Origin of the sequence: Flavonifractor sp. An112, assembly GCF_904377885.1 — a bacterium.
GTDB lineage: Bacteria > Bacillota > Clostridia > Oscillospirales > Oscillospiraceae > Flavonifractor > Flavonifractor avicola.
In genome coordinates this window covers 1-15,780 of record NZ_CAJFGT010000059.1, presented here as the reverse complement: position 1 = coordinate 15,780, position 15,780 = coordinate 1, and the positions used below count along the sequence as shown (strand labels likewise).

The window sequence follows — 15,780 nt, the reverse complement described above, 5'->3', positions numbered from 1 at the left end:
GTAGGCCTCCTCCAGCTTCTTCACGGTCTTCTGCAGGTCGATGATATAGATGCCGTTGCGCTCGGTGTAGATATAGGTGGCCATCTTGGGGTTCCAGCGACGGGTCTGGTGACCGAAGTGAACGCCCGCCTCGAGAAGCTGCTTCATAGATACGACTGCCATGGTAAAAATTCCTCCTTTAATTGTTGATTCCTCCACCCGGTTCATTCGGAGCCGGCCAACCTCCAAGCGGAAGCACCTGGCCCCCCGTCCGCGGGTGTGCGTAATCATGCCCGAATATGATATCACAGTGTTTCCAGTTTTGCAAGGATTTTTTCGCCGCAAAAAACGAAAAAGAGCCCGGATCATTCCGAGCTCTTTTTCATCTGGATTCAGCTGTTCTTCCACCCTTCATTGACCTGGTTCCAGTAGGTCTCGTTACGGAAATAGTGGGGGGTAAAGCGGAAGTGGATCACCGCGTCACTCTCTTCCTCCCCATACGCCAGACTGTTGTCGCCTACAAAGACGATATCTTTGATCTGGGCCACATCAATGGGGGAGTCCAACTCAAAGCGGACGTGGTCAGCCCGGAAGAAGGTCTGCCCCGCGTCGTCGTGGAACACATCCTGAACGCCGCCGCCCTTTTCAAACTTGGTCCACACCTGGGTACCGTCCTCCAGCAGCACATACACCTGCCAGGGACCCTGGGCCTCGAACGCAGCATCGTAGGCCGCCCCGTCTGGTATCACCAGATCCATGGCCACGCTGACCGGGGATATGGTCAGATTTTCCGCCGTGGCCAGCGTGACGCCGTTCAGATTTACGCCGCAGCGCCCCTCAAAGGAGTAGATCTCCGCCGTGGTCTCGATCGGAATGGCGAGGGTAAAGTCCATTCCGGACAGCACACGGGTCTCTTTCCCGTCTTCCAGTGCCCACAGGTTGGACAGGTGGGTAACCTTCAGCCAGGTCGCTTCCTCAGGCAGGGTCTCATCGCAGGTAATCTGGAGCATCAGGGGGATCACTTGGTCGGTGGTATCCGTATCGTCCACTGCCCGGAACCCCCAGCCCCAGCTGCGGGGGTCCACCCGCTGGGTGCAAGCCTCATCTCCATAGAAGGCTGCGGAGCAGTCCCCCTCTTCCTCCCCCAGCCAGAAATTCCGGCCGTCCGCCGTCTCCTCCGGTATGGGAAGCGCCACCCCTGCCGGAGCGGTGAAGTCCAGCAGCACATAGACCCGCTCCTGATCCTTGACTACCTCTTTGACGGTAATGGAGGCGCCGGAGCCATTTTGATCCTCAAAGACCAGATTCAACTGCTCCGCGCCCAGCTGCTGGGCCTGAGCATCATCGGTAATACCAAACAGTTCCCGGAAGGTGGGAGATACCCCTGCCAGAGATACCGCGCCTACCGCTCCCACCAGCAGGGAGATGGCCGCTACCGCAGCCACCAGTCCCCGGTAGGGCAGGCGCATCCGCTGCGCCGTTGTGGTCGCACGCTCCGCCGTCAGGCGGCGGGTCAGTTCATTCTTTTCCTCCGGCGAAAATTTCAGCCGGTCCAGTTCATCTCGATAGCTTGCCATAGCCCTGTACCTCCAATCCCAGTCTCAGCTTCTGTCGGCCCGGCTCATCCGGGCCCGTACCGCATCCGCCCGGATACCCAGGATATCCGCAATTTCGTTGGTGTCATAGCCCATATAATAATAGAGCACCAATACCTCCCGGTACTTGGCGGGCAGCTGCTGGACCTCCTCCAGCACGCCCCCCTCTTCCGGTTGGAAGGCCGCCTGTTCAGCCACCGTATCCAGCCCCACCGTCCGGGTACGCCAGGGACTGCGCCGCAAATTTTTGCACAGATTGATGGTCACCCGAATCAGCCAGGCCCGCTCGTGCTCCCGGCTTTCAAAGATGGGGGCGTGGTCCAGCCTCTTAAGCAGCGCCTCCTGGCACACATCCTGTGCGTCCGGCACATTGTTCAGCAGCGAGTAGGCCAGCCGCAGCAGCTGATCGGAATAAGTGTCCACCAGCCGCCGGGCCAGCGCCTCCCTGTCCTGTCCTTCCATGGTCCTCCCTCCTTGCCTTGTGGATTGGAACGCGTTCACCTGGAATACACCTGGGCAAAGCCAAACGTGACAAAACCTCCGGCCGAAGCCGGAGGTTTTTCAAGTCAGCTCTGGTTTTTCTCCCGCCACCAGGCAGCAGATTCCTCCCAGGCGGCCGCATTTTCCGCAGTCTGAGTTCTGGGCACCAGCCCCACCTCACCTGTCAGGAACTGGCCCAGCCAGGCGGAAAATATGGCTGCTCCATCCTGGTTCAGATGGCCGCCGTCATAGAGGTGCTCCGTGGGGATCAGCCCCATCTCCTCAAAGCTGTCCGACCAGTTGTATACCAGCGTCTCCCCATCCAGAGCCAGAATGTCTGCCGTATTGCGGGCGTACTGTTCCTGGGTGCAGCGGGTATAGCTGGGATTGAAGGTGACGATAGGCTGGGCGCCGTGCTCCCGGCAGAGGTCCAGGATCCTGCCCAGCCATACCAGGTTGGCGGCGTAGTCCTCCTCCGACACTGTGCGGTTACCTTCCACCACCGTTTCTCCCACGCCGTCCATCACCTGATCCACCGGCGTAAAGCCCTTGTAGTAGTCCCCCTGTAACGGAACCACCGCTTTTTTCAGATCGCTTTTACCCATCTCCTTCCAACGGCTGTGGTAGAGGGACAGGTCAAAGAGCAGTCCGGTCCGCAGGTTCTTCTCAGACGCCGTAAAGATGGCGCCCAGTTTGTTGACCGAGAACGGCATTTGGCTCACATTCTGCTGGGTATAGTTCTGGTACTGCTTAAAGTACAGCGAAGTGCCCTCCAGCACCACGGCGGAGGGAGACTGCGTACGGAAAATCTCCTTCAAATACCAATAGGTAATGGACAGAGGCTGTTCCGAGCCCGCCATCACATACCCCGTCAGGCCGGAGGCATCGTACACCACTGAGGGGTTGAAATCGCAGTAGGCAAAGGAGCTGCCCAGATAGATCACGTCCAGGCTGTCCTCCGGTTCCGCCCGGAAAGCACTCCAGGTGGCTCCGTACATGGTCTGTGAGGGCCGCAGAACGTCGGAGATAAAATTGACCATCACTGCCGTCAGCAGCAGGAAGAGGAGGGCAAAGAAGCACTCTTTCCCCTTGTTCAGGCGCTTCATTGGTGTATCCCCTCCTTAAAAACTAAATCCATACATAAAATCCTGAGCGTCATACCCTGCTCCATAGCTGCCGAAGATCAGGCAACCAAAGAGGAGCACCCACAGGATGCACCACCGTACTAGCCGGGGCTGTTTCAAGTAGGCCTTCCACAAATCGTATCGTTTGCTCAGCAGATCTACCAGTAAAAGCAGCAGCAATCCCGCAGCGGCGGCCAGCAGCTCCCACCGGTCCAGGCCCATACTCTGGCGCACCCATAGGGGGCCGTGTACCATCCCGCTCAGCACCGCCAGGGCGTTGGGCAGGGAGCTGGCCTTGAAGAACACCCAGGCCACCGTGGCCAACAGGAAGGTAAGCAGGATCTGTACCCCTCGCCGGAAGGGGCCGTCCTCCCTGATGCGGAGCAGTCTGTACCCCTTTTCCCGCAGGGGTGCAGTCACCGCCCCCATTACCTGGTAAAGGCCGTTGAGCACACCCCACACCACAAAGGTCATAGCCGCCCCGTGCCACAGGCCGCTGACGGCAAAGACGATGAGTACATTCAGATATTTTCTGGCCGCGCCCCGTCGGGAGCCGCCCAGGGGGATGTAGAGGTAGTCCCGGAACCAGCTGGTCAGGGACATATGCCACCGCCGCCAGAATTCCGCAATGGTGCGGGAAAAATAGGGGGTATCGAAGTTCTCACGCAGGGTGAAGCCCATGCTGTGGGCCACCCCCAGGGCCATGTCTGTGTAGGAGGAAAAGTCACAGTAGATCTGAAGGGAAAAGGCCACCGCCGCTCCCATCACCTGCACTGCGCCAAAGGTCTCCGGCGCCCCGAAGATGGTGTTAACCAGCACCGCCAGCCGGTCGGCCAGCACCATCTTCTTAAAAGCGCCCCACAGGAAGCGCACCAGTCCCTGCCGGAACCTGTCCCAGTCGAAGGGGTGGGGCTGCCGGAACTGAGGGGTGAGCTCTGCCGCCCGTCCGATGGGGCCGGACACCACCTGGGGGAAGAAGGAGAGAAACAGGGCGTGGAGCAGGAAATTCCGCTGGACTTCCGCCTTGCCCCGCCACACGTCCATGACATAACCCATAGCCTGAAAGAGGTAGAAGGAGATGCCCACCGGCAGCACAAGGTCCAGCACCGGGGCCGTCCAACTGATTCCCGCTCCCTGGAGCACACCAGCCGCCAGAGAGAGCGCAAAGTTGACATATTTAAAAAGGAAGAGCAGGACAATATCAATCAGCAGGCAGAGCACCAACACCCACCGCTTTTTCTTCTTTCCTAGGGAGATCCCCGCTCCATAGGAGGTGAGGATCACAAAGAGCAGCAGGGTGAGATAGACCGGCTTGGCACACAGATAGAAAAACCAGCTTGCCAACAGCAGCCACAGGTTCCGCACCTTCCGGGGCAGCAGAAAATAGCCCAGCGCTGTTACCGGAAAAAAGCAGAAGAAGGGCAGGGATAAAAAGGTCAAGAGCGGTCACATCCTTTAAAAAGCCCGCCGGGCTTTGCTCCGGGGCCTCTGGCTCCGAAGTCCGCCGCGGCGGGCCGTGATCTGAGGGATTACTTGTTCATCTGGGCGCTCATGGCCTGGTCAAAGTGCTCGTTGATCTGCTTGGTAAACTCCAGAGCGGCGTTGTAGCCCATCTTCTTGTGGCGGTTGTTCATGGCCGCCACCTCGATGATGACCGCCAGATTCCGGCCCGGCTTCACCGGGATGGTGAGGGAGGGCACCTGTACGTCCAGAATGGTGGTGTACAGGTTCTCCAGACCCAGCCGGTCATACATGGCCCCGTCCTTCCACTGCTCCAGGCTGATGACCATGTCGATCTCCGCCTCTTCTTTAACAGCGCTCATACCGAACAGGCGGCGCACGTCAATGACGCCGATGCCCCGCAGCTCGATATAATGGCGGATGAGCTCGGGCGCAGTACCCATCAGGCCGCCGGTGACAGTCTGCTTGATCTCCACCGCGTCGTCGGCGATGAGGCGGTGTCCACGCTTCACCAGCTCGATGGCGGTCTCACTCTTGCCCACGCCGGACTCGCCCAGCAGCAGCACGCCCTCGCCATATACCTCCACCAGCACACCGTGGCGGGTGATGCGGGGAGCCAGGTAGGATTTCAGGGAGGCAATGATGGTGCTCATGAGCACACTGGTGGTGTCCTGGCTGCGAAGCACCGTCCGGTCATATTTCTCCGCCATCTCCATGCACTCCGGGAAGGGATCAATACCCCGGGAGACGATAAGGGCAGGAATATCCTGGCTCAGCAGCAACTCAAAGCTCTCCCGCCTCTGATCCGGCGTCAGGCCCGAGAGGTAGGTATCCTCCACCTTGCCAATGACCTGGAGCCGATGGGGATCGAAGTAGTCAAAAAATCCGGTAAGCTGCAGGCCGGGACGATTCACGTCCTCCGTGCAGATAGCCTGGTCCTCATAGCCCTCCGCCCCGCGGAGCACCTCCAGATTAAACTTTTTGATCAATTCGCCCAGTTTGACGGTGTACAAGCTTTCCATAGCTCTTCCTCCTATAAAGGCGGGTTGTCCCCCGCCGGTCATTTCAAAGCGATTTGTTTTATTATAATGCGTACTGAACAAAGCCACAAACCTTGAAAACCAAAGTTTTCAAGGCCAAATGGCTTTGTTCAAGTGCAAGGGTTTTGGACGATCTCGTCCAAAAAACCTCGCACTTTCCGTTGGTGCGTTGAGACGCGCCAACGGAAATACGCATTGTAACAATGGCTGAATTTTATAAAAACAGCCACTTCGAGCTGTTTTTATGAAATTGCGCAGCTACCTCCGCGCGAATAAACCGCATCGCGGTTTATTCAGTAGACATTATTATACCATTCTCTCCTCCCGATTTGCAACCGGGAAGGCAATTTGCCAAAAGAAGCGGTGTGGTAAGAACCTGTGTACAGGCCTCCGCAGAAAAATTCCAGTCATTTTGAAAAAAGCACTTGCATTTTTTCGAAAGTTCTGCTATCATATCGTTCGATGCTTTTGTAAGCGTATCCTGACGAGCGAGGAGGTATAAGTGAATGGCCAAATGTGAATTTTGCGACAAGGGTGTCGTGTTCGGTATTAAGGTGTCCCACTCTCACCGCCGCACCAACCGCCCCTGGAAGCCCAATGTGAAGCGCGTCAAGGCGATCGTCAACGGCACGCCCAAGCACGTTTATGTGTGCACCAGATGCCTCCGTTCGGGTAAGGTCACCCGCGCTGTGTGATTGACCGATAGAAAAAGGACTGCCCAGTCGGGCGGTCCTTTTTTCGTTTTCAGGCATGACAAGCCCACCCTTCTGTGCTATACTGGACCCAGCTTGACAAATGAGGAGGTCCTGCTATGAGCGACTGTCTGTTCTGTAAGATCGCCGCCGGGGAGATCCCGTCCAACAAGGTCTATGAGGACGATCAGGTCTTTGCCTTCTATGACATCGATCCCCAGGCGCCCACCCATTTCCTGGTGATCCCCAAGGCCCACATCGGTTCCTGCGGCGAGATCACCGCCGACAATGCCGGCGTGGTGGCCCATATCTTTGAGGTCATCTCCAAAGTGACCGCCCAGCTGGGCATCACCGACTTCCGAGTGGTGTCCAACTGCGGAGAGCAGGCGGGCCAGTCAGTCCACCACCTGCACTTCCATGTGCTGGCAGGCCGGGATATGACCTGGCCTCCGGGCTAATCCCCCAAAGAAAAGCGGCCGCGCTGTGCGCGGCCGCTTTTGTCATGCCTCTTTCTTCTTTAAATGCCCCTCCAGCCAGGCCAGCACATCCTCATAGACCTGCTGGTGGTTGGTCTCGTTGAGCATTTCGTGGCGGCCCTCCGGGTAAAGCTTGACGGCAACATCCTTTACACCCGCCTCCTTGAACCAGCGGGCCACTTTTTTGACACCTTTACCCTGCTGGCCCACCGGGTCCCGGTCTCCGGCAAAGAAGTATACCGGCGTATTCGGGTCCAGCCGAGCCAAAGTGCTCTTCCGGGCCAGCAGATTGAGCCCGTGCATCATGTCGTGGAACATACTCACCGTGGGCAGGAACTGGCACAGGGGATCGGCACAGTAGGCGTCCACCACCGCCTGATCCCGGGAGATCCAGTCCGCCCCGGTGCGGGTGGGCTTGAACTGCTTGTTGTAGGCCCCAACGGACAGATTGTCCAGCAGTTTGCTGTGAGCTCTGGGGCCTTTGGTTTTCAGAAGCAGGCCGGAAAGGGCCAGCCCCGCGTTCACCTTGGCGGGTGCCTCCTGGCCTGTACCCGACAGGATGGCCCCGTCCACTGTACCCGGCCAGTAACTGAGATAACCCCGCACCACAAAGGAGCCCATGGAGTGACCCATGATAAAATAGGGAGCCTCCGGGCAGGCCTCCCCTGCCAACCGCCGCAGGGTGCGGGTGTCCTTCAGCACATACTTCCACCCATCTTTGTCGGCAAACCAGCCGTACTCCGACGGGTCCGTCGCCGTGCGGCCGTGGCCCAGATGGTCGTGACCCACCACCCAGTAGCCGCACTCTGCCAGAAACCGGGCAAAGTCGTCATACCGGCCGATATACTCCGAAATGCCGTGGACCAGCTGCACGATGGCCCTGGGCCGCTCCGTCTCCCCTTTCCACCAGGTGGCTCCCACCAGATGGACTCCATCGCTGGAGGGGAAGGTAAATTCCTGCGTCGTCACCATAGAAATCCGGCTCCTCTTATGGTATAATATCGGGTGCTATTTAGTCTAGTCTATTCCATTGCCCGGTATCCGTCAAGAGCAAGGAACGGAAACCGGGAGAAAGGACGCAGAACATGAACGCTGTGGAACGGTTTTTAAAGTACGTCACCTATGATACCCAGTCAGACGAGCACAGCCAGACCACTCCCACCACCGAAAAGCAGAAGGTACTCGGGGAAACCCTGGCCGCGGAACTGAGTCAGATGGGTCTGCACAACGCTCACATGGACGAGTATGGCTACGTCTACGGCTGGCTGCCCGCCACTCCGGGCTGTGAGGGCATCCCCTGTATGGGCCTCATTGCCCACATGGACACCTCCCCCAGCGCCCCCGGCGCTGATGTAAAGCCCCGCATTGTCCACTATGAGGGGGGCGACATCCTCCTGAATGAGGAAAAGCAGATCACCATGAAGGCCGCCGAGTTTGAGAGCCTGTCCAAATATGTGGGCCAGGACCTGATCGTCACCGACGGCACCACCCTGCTGGGAGCCGACGACAAGGCCGGCGTGGCGGAGATCATGTCCGCCGTGGAATATCTCACCCTCCACCCCGAGATCCCCCATGGCCGCATTGCTGTGGGCTTCACCCCCGACGAGGAGGTGGGCAGCGGTGCCGACCACTTCGACGTGGCGGGCTTCGGCGCGGCGGTGGCCTACACCGTGGATGGCGGCGAGCTGGGCGAGCTGGAGTATGAAAACTTCAACGCCGCTAGCGCTCAGATCACCATTCATGGCGTGAACATCCACCCCGGCTCCGCCAAAAACAAGATGAAGAGTGCCATTCTCATGGCCGTGGAACTGGTCAACCTGCTGCCTCCCGCCGAGACCCCTGCCCACACCGAGGGCCGCGAGGGCTTCTACCACCTGTGCGAGATGTCCGGCGATGAGACCACCGCTACCCTCTCCTATATCATCCGGGACCACGACCGGGCCAAGTTTGAGGACCGCAAGGCCTTCCTTACCCGTGTTGTGGACTATCTCAACGCCAAATATGGTGCCGGCACGGTAGAAATGGAGCTGAAGGATTCCTATTACAATATGCGAGAGCAGATCGAGCCCCATATGTATCTGATCCATCGTGCCCGAACCGCCATGGAGGCCGTCGGCATCACTCCTCTGGAGGTTCCCATTCGTGGCGGTACCGACGGCGCCCGGCTCAGCTATATGGGCCTCCCCTGCCCCAATCTGTGTACCGGCGGCGTCAACTTCCACGGGGTCCACGAGTATATCCCGGTGGACGCCCTGCACAAGATGACCGACGTGCTGGTCCATCTGGTGAAGGCCTGAATTTGAGGAATAAGAAAAGTCCCCTCCAAACGGAGCAATGTCATTAAATTAAGGAAATCATTATATACGAAAAAAATACCACCCATCTGTAACTATTGCAGGTGGGTGGTATTTTTGAGCTATTTTATAATAGTGCTAGAATTTTGTGGGAACCCCTATACGTTACTTTCTTCCTCACAGAGTGATATATCTTTTTCTATATCTGGATATTTCTCCCTGTTTGCTTGTAAAATCATTTTTCCAGCATAGCTTGGATCAAATCCAAATTCTGCAAGGAAAAAATCATATGCTAGGCTGGATGCAACAGCTTGATAGTCGGTGGCATTTGAATCTTTAAGAAAAATTACTTTACTTTTGCTTTCTATCCTGCTGCAATAACAGAGACCATTTGCTTTAGCTTGATCAAGAAAAATATTCCCACCAAAATATAGCACAGTATTATCTGAATTTTCCATTTCAAAGCAAACCGCCATATCACAGATAGGTATATTATGATAGTCATACAGTATAGCAATGAGATTTAACAAGCCAAACACACAATTAAACGAATCTACGCCGTCGCATATTTTTATATCTTCTTTGCAAATCAGCCCACTATTTTTTAAGTTATTGATTGCAGTTTCTCGCTCATTATCAGAGGCAAACCCTAAAGGTACGTGTAGTTTTGCAGAAAAATCAGAAAATATTTCCATGGTCGGAGTGAGTGAGGGGGTAGACGGATCAAGAGCTCGATGCCGAAAAACTAACGAATTGAACGTATGCTGCGTATTCTGGAACAAATTTGCATACTTCTTATTTGTCACTTCGGTTTTTAAATTTTCAAAATCATCTCTGTTTTTTAACCTATATTCTGGAGAGTGACGAATGTTTTTAAAGTAAACATTACAGATAGGATATGTGATGTGCCCAATTCCTTGACTAAAAGTATTGTTTGGGAAGTAAATGTCTCTTTTGCAGAATTTTGAAATCTCTTCTTTAAATAGTCGTGCCTTTTGATATAAATGATCAATCGTAGCGCGTTCTGATTTAACAGGTTCTTTGCTGCTCCCGTTTCTAATATAGATTGTCCCATTAGAAACATATGGGGGAAATGTTCCCTCATATATTTCAACAACCAGAACACCTTCATTTTTATTTTCCGGGTTACGCAAAAACTTGGAATCAAAAGTGGGGATAGGTGATGTTTTTTCTTTAAGCAGTTGAGAAATTGTCTGACTATAGTCACTTCGCTTCTTCGGAATACCAATAATATCGTGTGTATCATCATCAATTCCGATAATAAGCCACCCGCCCTCAGAATTTGCAAAGGATGTAATAATTGCTGGTATTTTATCTTTTACAGATTTATCAAACGAACGCTTATATTCAATTTTGTATCCTTCATCTACTTCTTTCAGCTGTGCTAAGTGGGAAAAACGAATTTTTGATAGCTCTAAAGGATTTCCTTTTTTATCTACAAAAGGAGAATACTTCATCGGCCTCCTCCATTCATCAACTTCTGGTACATCTTCATTAGCTCTGCTACGCAAGAGGTTTCGGTGGTAGTCTTGATGTCAAAGCCGTAGGCGCGCATAACGGCCTTGTCGTTTTGCTGGTGGGCCTTACGCAACTCCGGGGGCATGGTGGTCTCGTCGTAGAGATCGGCCAGGCTGGAGTCGGGATAGAGGGCCCGGGCGTCCAGAATGGCCTGGGCGGTCTCCTCGATTTTGGCCTTCTGTTCGTCGGTAGGCGTGGGCCAGGGGAAGTTGTTGTAAACAATGTCTTTTGAATAGCGGTAGTCACTTTTAATTCGCCCACATACGGCTCTTGTCCAAGCCATATGTACATTAGATTCCAAAATTCCAAAATCGTAAATAGTTGCGTTAGGGATACACATTGCAGCGTCAGTTAAAATCATTTCTTTTCCAATAAATCCAAACGGAATATATCTTCGATTCTCTGTTGAGTGTCTAGGAACAACAATAGCCGTTTCTGGATTCTTTGTCTCTCTAAATAACGCAGGTGTGTCAGCTAACTTTTTTCTGTCATCGGCACCATTTAAGCGATCAAGCTTACAAAGCTCAATTCTCTCCATTACTTTAGGCATTTTTCGCAACTCCGCAGGTGATACACCTACCAACCATAGACACCATCGTTTTTTGTTATTTATAAATTCTGTGGCTCCGCTTAATCTTTTTAAGTACGGAATTGCTTTTGGTTCTTTTGATACAAATTCTTCATAATCATTTGCCTCGATTATCAAGTGGCCACCATCAGCGGGCCTATTCCCGGAAGTCATTTCTAAAACATGGCAGATGGGTTTTGTTCGGCTTTCAATAAAGATATTGGGTGCATCAATTAAATAGGGATTGATATTTTCGACAATCGCCATACGATCTGTTGTATATAAACGACGTTCTGTATCGTTTGATGCAACACTAAATCCAACAATCACACAATGAACATGAGCTTTTAGACTAGCTTCACTGTCCCAGCGGAAAGTTCGGTGAGCAAAGTCGATATGGATTCCAAATTGGTCGTATAGCGGCTTCCACACGCCAGCAACCTGTTCACCTTGAGTGATAGAATTTGTGGACACAAAAGCAGTATGGATACAGGTTTTCTGCATAAATGCGGATGCTTTAAAGTACCAGCCGGAAACATAATCAATTTTTCCTGCTGTCTTGTATGGCTTTCCTTTTTCATCTATGTAGATAGATAGAATATCCTCTTTTTGCTCCTTGCTTTGGAGGGAGTACCCCACAAACGGCGGATTGCCCATGATATAATCCAGCTCATGCTTGGGCACCACGCTCTCCCAATCCATCCGCAGGGCGTTGCCCTCCACGATGTTGGCGTAGGATTTCAGCGGCAGGAAATCCAAAGACATATGGATGATGTCCTCAGTCTCCTTCATCATCTGGCTCTCGGCGATCCACAGGGCGGTCTTGGCCACCGAGACGGCGAAATCGTTGATCTCGATGCCGTAGAACTGGCCGATGGAGACCTGAATGGGGTTGATAAAGTCACCCAGGACGATCTGGTTGCTGAGGCTGCGCAGCACCTCGTTTTCCAGCTTGCGCAGGGAGATGTAGGTCTCGGTCAGGAAGTTGCCCGAACCGCAGGCCGGGTCCAGAAATTTCAGCCCCGCCAGCTTATGCTGAAAGTCTCTCAGGCGGCGTTTCCGGGTGGTCTCCACCGCCACGGCCTGAATGTCCGCCAGTTCCCCCCGTAAGTCGTCCAGAAACAGCGGGTCAATGACCTTGTGGATATTCTCGATGCTGGTGTAGTGCATTCCGCCGGAGCGGCGGGTCTCCGGGTTCAGGGTGCTCTCAAACACAGCGCCGAAAATGGTGGGACTGATGGAGGACCAGTCAAAGTCCGCGCTGGCCCGCTGGAGGATCAGTTCCACAATGGTCTCGTCCAGCCGGGGAATGATGATATGCTCATCGGCAAACAGCCCGCCGTTGACATAGGGAAAGGAAGCCAGATCATCGTCCATATAGGGGTCCCGGTCCTCCGGCCTGGTATCCAGCACCTGGAACAGATCCATCAGGGCACGGCGGGCGTCGCTCTGGTGGCGCTGCATATAGTCGTGAAATTTGCCGTGGCCCCCGAAAATCTCCGCGTCCTCGGCGTACAGGCAAAACACCAGCCGGACGCACAGGGCGTTCAGGCTCTTCAGCGTCTCCGGGGATTCCGGGTCCTTGTACTGCTTCAAAAGCGTATCGTACAGGGCGCCCACGATCTCACCGGCCTGCAAGGAGATCTCCATCTCCTTTTTGATGTTTTCATCCCCGGTGTCCACCAGGAAATTCAGGCGGTGATATTCCTTCTCCAGGTCGGCCAGGGTCACTACTTCCGGCTCGTCATTAGGGCGGTTCATGTCGTGGACGTGAAACTCCCGGAAATTGCATACCACGATCCACCGGGGGTTCTTGTCGTGGGGCAGATAGCCCGCGTAACGGCGGGCCTGCTGATAGGGCGTCAGCATGGAGCCGTCGGACTGCTTGTAGCCCCGCCGCAGGTCGATGTCCGCCCCCTTTTGCTCAATAAGGACACGGGTATCCTTGATATATCCGTCAATGAAGCTGACATGGTCCAGCTTCACAGGACACTCAAACTCAATGGCCTTCTCCGGCTCCGCCACACCGTAGACATTCCGAAGCAGGTCGATCCAAAAACGCTGGGTCTCCTGCTTCTCGTCGCCCCGGCCTGCCCAATAGGCTGTAAACTCCTTCGCCGCTGCCCTCTGCTGCACATCTGTCATGACTTCCGATCCTCCTGAGTGCTGATTTACTGTTTTTATTAAGCATAGCATAGACCGGTTCATATTTCCAGCCGCTGCATCAGATTCTCCTGCCGCCGGTTGGACAGAAAAAGTCCCCTCCGTTGGGAGGGGACTTTTTTACATCACCATTTGGAAGAACTGCCAAATCAGCTTGCCGCCGTAGAAAATAATAATAATACCGCAGACAATGTTGATGACCCGCAGGATCTTGTCGTTGAAGCGGGCGGAGAAGAGGGAGATCAGCACCGTGATGCCGAAGAACCACAGGAAGGAGGCGGTGGAGGAACCCAGAATCAGCTGGGTGCTCACCCCGCCGGGGTTGCCCGCCCGGAAACCGCCAAACAGCATGGTACCATCGATGATGGCCTGGGGATTGAACCAGGTGACCACGCAGGCCTTGGCCGCCACCTTGGGCAGAGAGATGTTTACATCCACATTGTTGTCCATGGTGGGCTTATCCCGCAGCAGACTGATGCCGATCCAGATCACGATGGCGCCGCCCACCAGCAGAATAACCATCTGCAGCCAGGTGAAGTGTTCCATCAGCGCGCCGATGCCAAAGAAGCAGGCCAGCGCCAGGGTCACATCGAAGAATACCACGATGAGGGCAGTCAGCAGCGCCTTGTGCCGGGGCTGAGTCAGAGCTGAATTGATGACGAACAGGTTCTGCATTCCGATGGGGGCCACATAGGCCAGGCCAATGCCAAGACCAGTCAAATAGGGCGGCATGGAAATTCCTCCTAAAAAATACTTTTCATTTTTACAACCTGGTAGTATTATAGTACCTATCTTCTCCCAACGCAAGAACGCAGAAATTTCGTACCAGGTAAGGAGGAACTGACCTGTGGAACATGAAAACTGTCCCTGCATGGATACCTGCCCTCTGAACCACGCCCTGTCCCTTATCGGCGGCAAGTGGAAGATGCAGATCCTGTGCTCCCTGTATAATAATGGCCCCACCCGGTACAATCAGCTGAAAAAGACGCTGGACGGGGTATCCAACACTGTGCTGGCCAATGCCCTTCGGGAGCTGGAGGAGGACAAGCTGGTCACCCGGACAGAGTATCTGGAGGTACCGGTGCGGGTGGAATACAGCATCACAGAGCCCTGCAAACAGCTGATCCCCATTCTGGATCAGTTGGGTAACTGGAGCATCTCCCTCTAAATGCAAAAAAGCCGCGGGCAAAGCCCGCGGCTGGATAGAAACTCAGTCTTTGTGGGTCATATTGAACTTGACCCGGTTCCAGAAGGTATCCTTCTCGTATCCCTTGGAGACCCGGAACTTCCATTCCGCGTCCCTGGCCTGTCTGCGGCAAACCCGCTCGGCAGAACTCATCCGGTCCTCGGGGGGCAAAGTCTGGCTCATCTTGATCTGCAAACCAGCAAACCCGAACATACTGTACTCCTTTCTCAGTCGCACCAGTAACAGGGATTCCTTCTGGCTTAAACATACCAGAGCGGTATCCAAAAGTCAACCGTTGAAAATCACCCAGAAACGCCGTTTAACGGCGGTTAGGAGAATCTATATGGCTAAAACATTGGTATTAGCGGAAAAGCCCTCGGTAGCGCGGGAATTGGCCCGTGTGTTGGGCTGCAAAAAGTCGGGCGAGGGCTTTCTGGAGGGGGAGCGCTACATTGTCACCTGGGCCCTGGGCCATCTGGTGGAGCTGGCGCCCCCGGAGGACTATGACAAGGCTTGGGCCAAGTGGGATATGCTTACTCTGCCCATGCTGCCCGACAGAATGAAAACGGTGGTCATTCCTCAGTCCGGGCGGCAGTTCCGGGCGGTACAGGCCCAGATGCGCCGTGGCGACGTCAGCGATCTGGTCATCGCCACCGACGCCGGCCGTGAGGGAGAATTGGTAGCCCGGTGGATCATGGAGAAGGCGGGCTGGAAGAAGCCGGCCAAACGGCTGTGGATCTCCTCCCAGACTGATAAGGCCATCAAGGAGGGCTTTGCCCACCTGCGCCCCGCCGCCGACTACGACAACCTGTACCACTCCGCCCGGGCCCGCAGCGTGGCCGACTGGGTGGTGGGCCTCAATGTCACCCGGGCTCTCACCTGCAAGTACAACGCTCAGCTGTCCGCCGGACGGGTCCAGACCCCCACCCTGGCCCTCATTGTGGACCGTGAGGAGGAGATCCGCAAGTTCCAACCCAAGGAATTTTATACCGTTTCCGTGAAGCTAAATGGCTTCACAGCAACATGGCGTGATAAAAACGGACAGGCCCGTATTTTCAGCAAGGAGCAAGCATATTCCCTTGTCAATAAACTGGCTGGAAAGACCGCTGTGCTGACCGAAATCAAGCGCACCTGGAAGCAAACACCTCCGCCCGCTGCCTACGACCTGACCGAGCTGCAGCGG

General features: G+C 54.7%; 16 protein-coding genes. 5 read left to right on the top strand and 11 right to left on the bottom strand.

Going from position 1 to position 15,780, the window contains the following annotated elements; translation table 11 throughout:
* The 6 genes from rpsB to hprK all read right to left on the bottom strand — a co-directional run.
* A partial coding sequence (rpsB, locus tag IHN22_RS09525) for a 30S ribosomal protein S2 (RefSeq protein ID WP_191434983.1) occupies positions 1–162 on the bottom strand: 162 nt, incomplete at its 3' end.
* A 209-nt stretch (positions 163–371) separates the two neighbouring features.
* Entirely contained in the window at positions 372–1,556 is a 1,185-nt protein-coding gene (locus IHN22_RS09520) for a DUF4179 domain-containing protein (protein ID WP_191434981.1), read from the bottom strand.
* A 24-nt stretch (positions 1,557–1,580) separates the two neighbouring features.
* Complete coding sequence (locus IHN22_RS09515) at positions 1,581–2,036, bottom strand: RNA polymerase sigma factor (protein WP_300986240.1); 456 nt, start codon at positions 2,034–2,036, stop codon at positions 1,581–1,583.
* 104 nt (positions 2,037–2,140) lie between these two features.
* The gene (locus IHN22_RS09510; protein ID WP_191434979.1) at positions 2,141–3,160 is read right to left on the bottom strand and encodes an SGNH/GDSL hydrolase family protein; all 1,020 of its coding nucleotides are present in this window, start codon (positions 3,158–3,160) and stop codon (positions 2,141–2,143) included.
* A 15-nt stretch (positions 3,161–3,175) separates the two neighbouring features.
* The gene (locus IHN22_RS09505; RefSeq protein ID WP_191434977.1) at positions 3,176–4,618 is read right to left on the bottom strand and encodes an MBOAT family O-acyltransferase; all 1,443 of its coding nucleotides are present in this window, start codon (positions 4,616–4,618) and stop codon (positions 3,176–3,178) included.
* Positions 4,619–4,707: 89 nt separating this feature from the next.
* The gene (gene hprK, locus IHN22_RS09500) at positions 4,708–5,661 is read right to left on the bottom strand and encodes an HPr(Ser) kinase/phosphatase (protein ID WP_087188237.1); all 954 of its coding nucleotides are present in this window, start codon (positions 5,659–5,661) and stop codon (positions 4,708–4,710) included.
* A 524-nt stretch (positions 5,662–6,185) separates the two neighbouring features.
* On the opposite strand from hprK, the gene rpmB reads away from it, so the two are divergent.
* Both rpmB and IHN22_RS09490 read left to right on the top strand, forming a co-directional pair.
* Complete coding sequence (rpmB, locus tag IHN22_RS09495; protein ID WP_087188236.1) at positions 6,186–6,374, top strand: 50S ribosomal protein L28; 189 nt, start codon at positions 6,186–6,188, stop codon at positions 6,372–6,374.
* Between the two features lie 116 nt (positions 6,375–6,490).
* A complete protein-coding gene (locus tag IHN22_RS09490) occupies positions 6,491–6,829 on the top strand; it encodes a histidine triad nucleotide-binding protein (RefSeq protein WP_087188235.1) in 339 nt (112 codons plus the stop codon).
* A gap of 42 nt (positions 6,830–6,871) precedes the next feature.
* Here IHN22_RS09490 and IHN22_RS09485 read toward each other — a convergent pair whose 3' ends face one another.
* Positions 6,872–7,819 (bottom strand): alpha/beta fold hydrolase, encoded by a 948-nt coding sequence (locus IHN22_RS09485; RefSeq protein WP_087188234.1) that lies wholly within the window; start codon positions 7,817–7,819, stop codon positions 6,872–6,874.
* Positions 7,820–7,932: 113 nt separating this feature from the next.
* Between IHN22_RS09485 and pepT the strand changes: the two genes are divergently transcribed.
* Positions 7,933–9,144: a peptidase T gene (pepT, locus tag IHN22_RS09480; protein ID WP_191434975.1), complete on the top strand. Its 1,212-nt coding sequence runs from the start codon at positions 7,933–7,935 to the stop codon at positions 9,142–9,144.
* A 155-nt stretch (positions 9,145–9,299) separates the two neighbouring features.
* Here pepT and IHN22_RS09475 read toward each other — a convergent pair whose 3' ends face one another.
* The 3 genes from IHN22_RS09475 to IHN22_RS09465 form a co-directional block, all read right to left on the bottom strand.
* On the bottom strand, positions 9,300–10,619 hold the full coding sequence (locus IHN22_RS09475; protein WP_191434973.1) for an ATP-binding protein: 1,320 nt from the start codon (positions 10,617–10,619) through the stop codon (positions 9,300–9,302).
* Positions 10,616–13,393: a class I SAM-dependent DNA methyltransferase gene (locus IHN22_RS09470; RefSeq protein ID WP_191434971.1), complete on the bottom strand. Its 2,778-nt coding sequence runs from the start codon at positions 13,391–13,393 to the stop codon at positions 10,616–10,618. Before IHN22_RS09470 ends, IHN22_RS09475 begins: the two co-directional genes overlap by 4 nt.
* Positions 13,394–13,531: 138 nt before the next feature.
* A complete protein-coding gene (locus IHN22_RS09465) occupies positions 13,532–14,143 on the bottom strand; it encodes a LysE/ArgO family amino acid transporter (RefSeq protein WP_087265678.1) in 612 nt (203 codons plus the stop codon).
* A 115-nt stretch (positions 14,144–14,258) separates the two neighbouring features.
* Between IHN22_RS09465 and IHN22_RS09460 the strand changes: the two genes are divergently transcribed.
* Positions 14,259–14,579, top strand: a complete 321-nt coding sequence (locus tag IHN22_RS09460; protein ID WP_343212783.1) for a winged helix-turn-helix transcriptional regulator — start codon at positions 14,259–14,261, stop codon at positions 14,577–14,579.
* A 42-nt stretch (positions 14,580–14,621) separates the two neighbouring features.
* Here IHN22_RS09460 and IHN22_RS09455 read toward each other — a convergent pair whose 3' ends face one another.
* On the bottom strand, positions 14,622–14,810 hold the full coding sequence (locus IHN22_RS09455) for a hypothetical protein (protein WP_087188230.1): 189 nt from the start codon (positions 14,808–14,810) through the stop codon (positions 14,622–14,624).
* Between the two features lie 130 nt (positions 14,811–14,940).
* Here IHN22_RS09455 and IHN22_RS09450 point away from each other — a divergent pair.
* The coding region (locus IHN22_RS09450) for a DNA topoisomerase (protein WP_300986232.1) at positions 14,941–15,780 on the top strand (840 nt) is incomplete at its 3' end.

What these genes read in the sequence shown, in the direction of transcription:
- IHN22_RS09520 (WP_191434981.1), bottom strand. Translation starts at nt 1,556, where the DNA reads ATGGCAAGCTATCGAGATGAACTGGACCGGCTGAAATTTTCGCCGGAG.
- IHN22_RS09515 (WP_300986240.1), bottom strand. Translation starts at nt 2,036, where the DNA reads ATGGAAGGACAGGACAGGGAGGCGCTGGCCCGGCGGCTGGTGGACACT.
- IHN22_RS09510 (WP_191434979.1), bottom strand. Translation starts at nt 3,160, where the DNA reads ATGAAGCGCCTGAACAAGGGGAAAGAGTGCTTCTTTGCCCTCCTCTTC.
- hprK (WP_087188237.1), bottom strand. Translation starts at nt 5,661, where the DNA reads ATGGAAAGCTTGTACACCGTCAAACTGGGCGAATTGATCAAAAAGTTT.
- rpmB (WP_087188236.1), top strand. Translation starts at nt 6,186, where the DNA reads ATGGCCAAATGTGAATTTTGCGACAAGGGTGTCGTGTTCGGTATTAAG.
- IHN22_RS09490 (WP_087188235.1), top strand. Translation starts at nt 6,491, where the DNA reads ATGAGCGACTGTCTGTTCTGTAAGATCGCCGCCGGGGAGATCCCGTCC.
- IHN22_RS09485 (WP_087188234.1), bottom strand. Translation starts at nt 7,819, where the DNA reads ATGGTGACGACGCAGGAATTTACCTTCCCCTCCAGCGATGGAGTCCAT.
- pepT (WP_191434975.1), top strand. Translation starts at nt 7,933, where the DNA reads ATGAACGCTGTGGAACGGTTTTTAAAGTACGTCACCTATGATACCCAG.
- IHN22_RS09475 (WP_191434973.1), bottom strand. Translation starts at nt 10,619, where the DNA reads ATGAAGTATTCTCCTTTTGTAGATAAAAAAGGAAATCCTTTAGAGCTA.
- IHN22_RS09470 (WP_191434971.1), bottom strand. Translation starts at nt 13,393, where the DNA reads ATGACAGATGTGCAGCAGAGGGCAGCGGCGAAGGAGTTTACAGCCTAT.
- IHN22_RS09465 (WP_087265678.1), bottom strand. Translation starts at nt 14,143, where the DNA reads ATGCCGCCCTATTTGACTGGTCTTGGCATTGGCCTGGCCTATGTGGCC.
- IHN22_RS09455 (WP_087188230.1), bottom strand. Translation starts at nt 14,810, where the DNA reads ATGTTCGGGTTTGCTGGTTTGCAGATCAAGATGAGCCAGACTTTGCCC.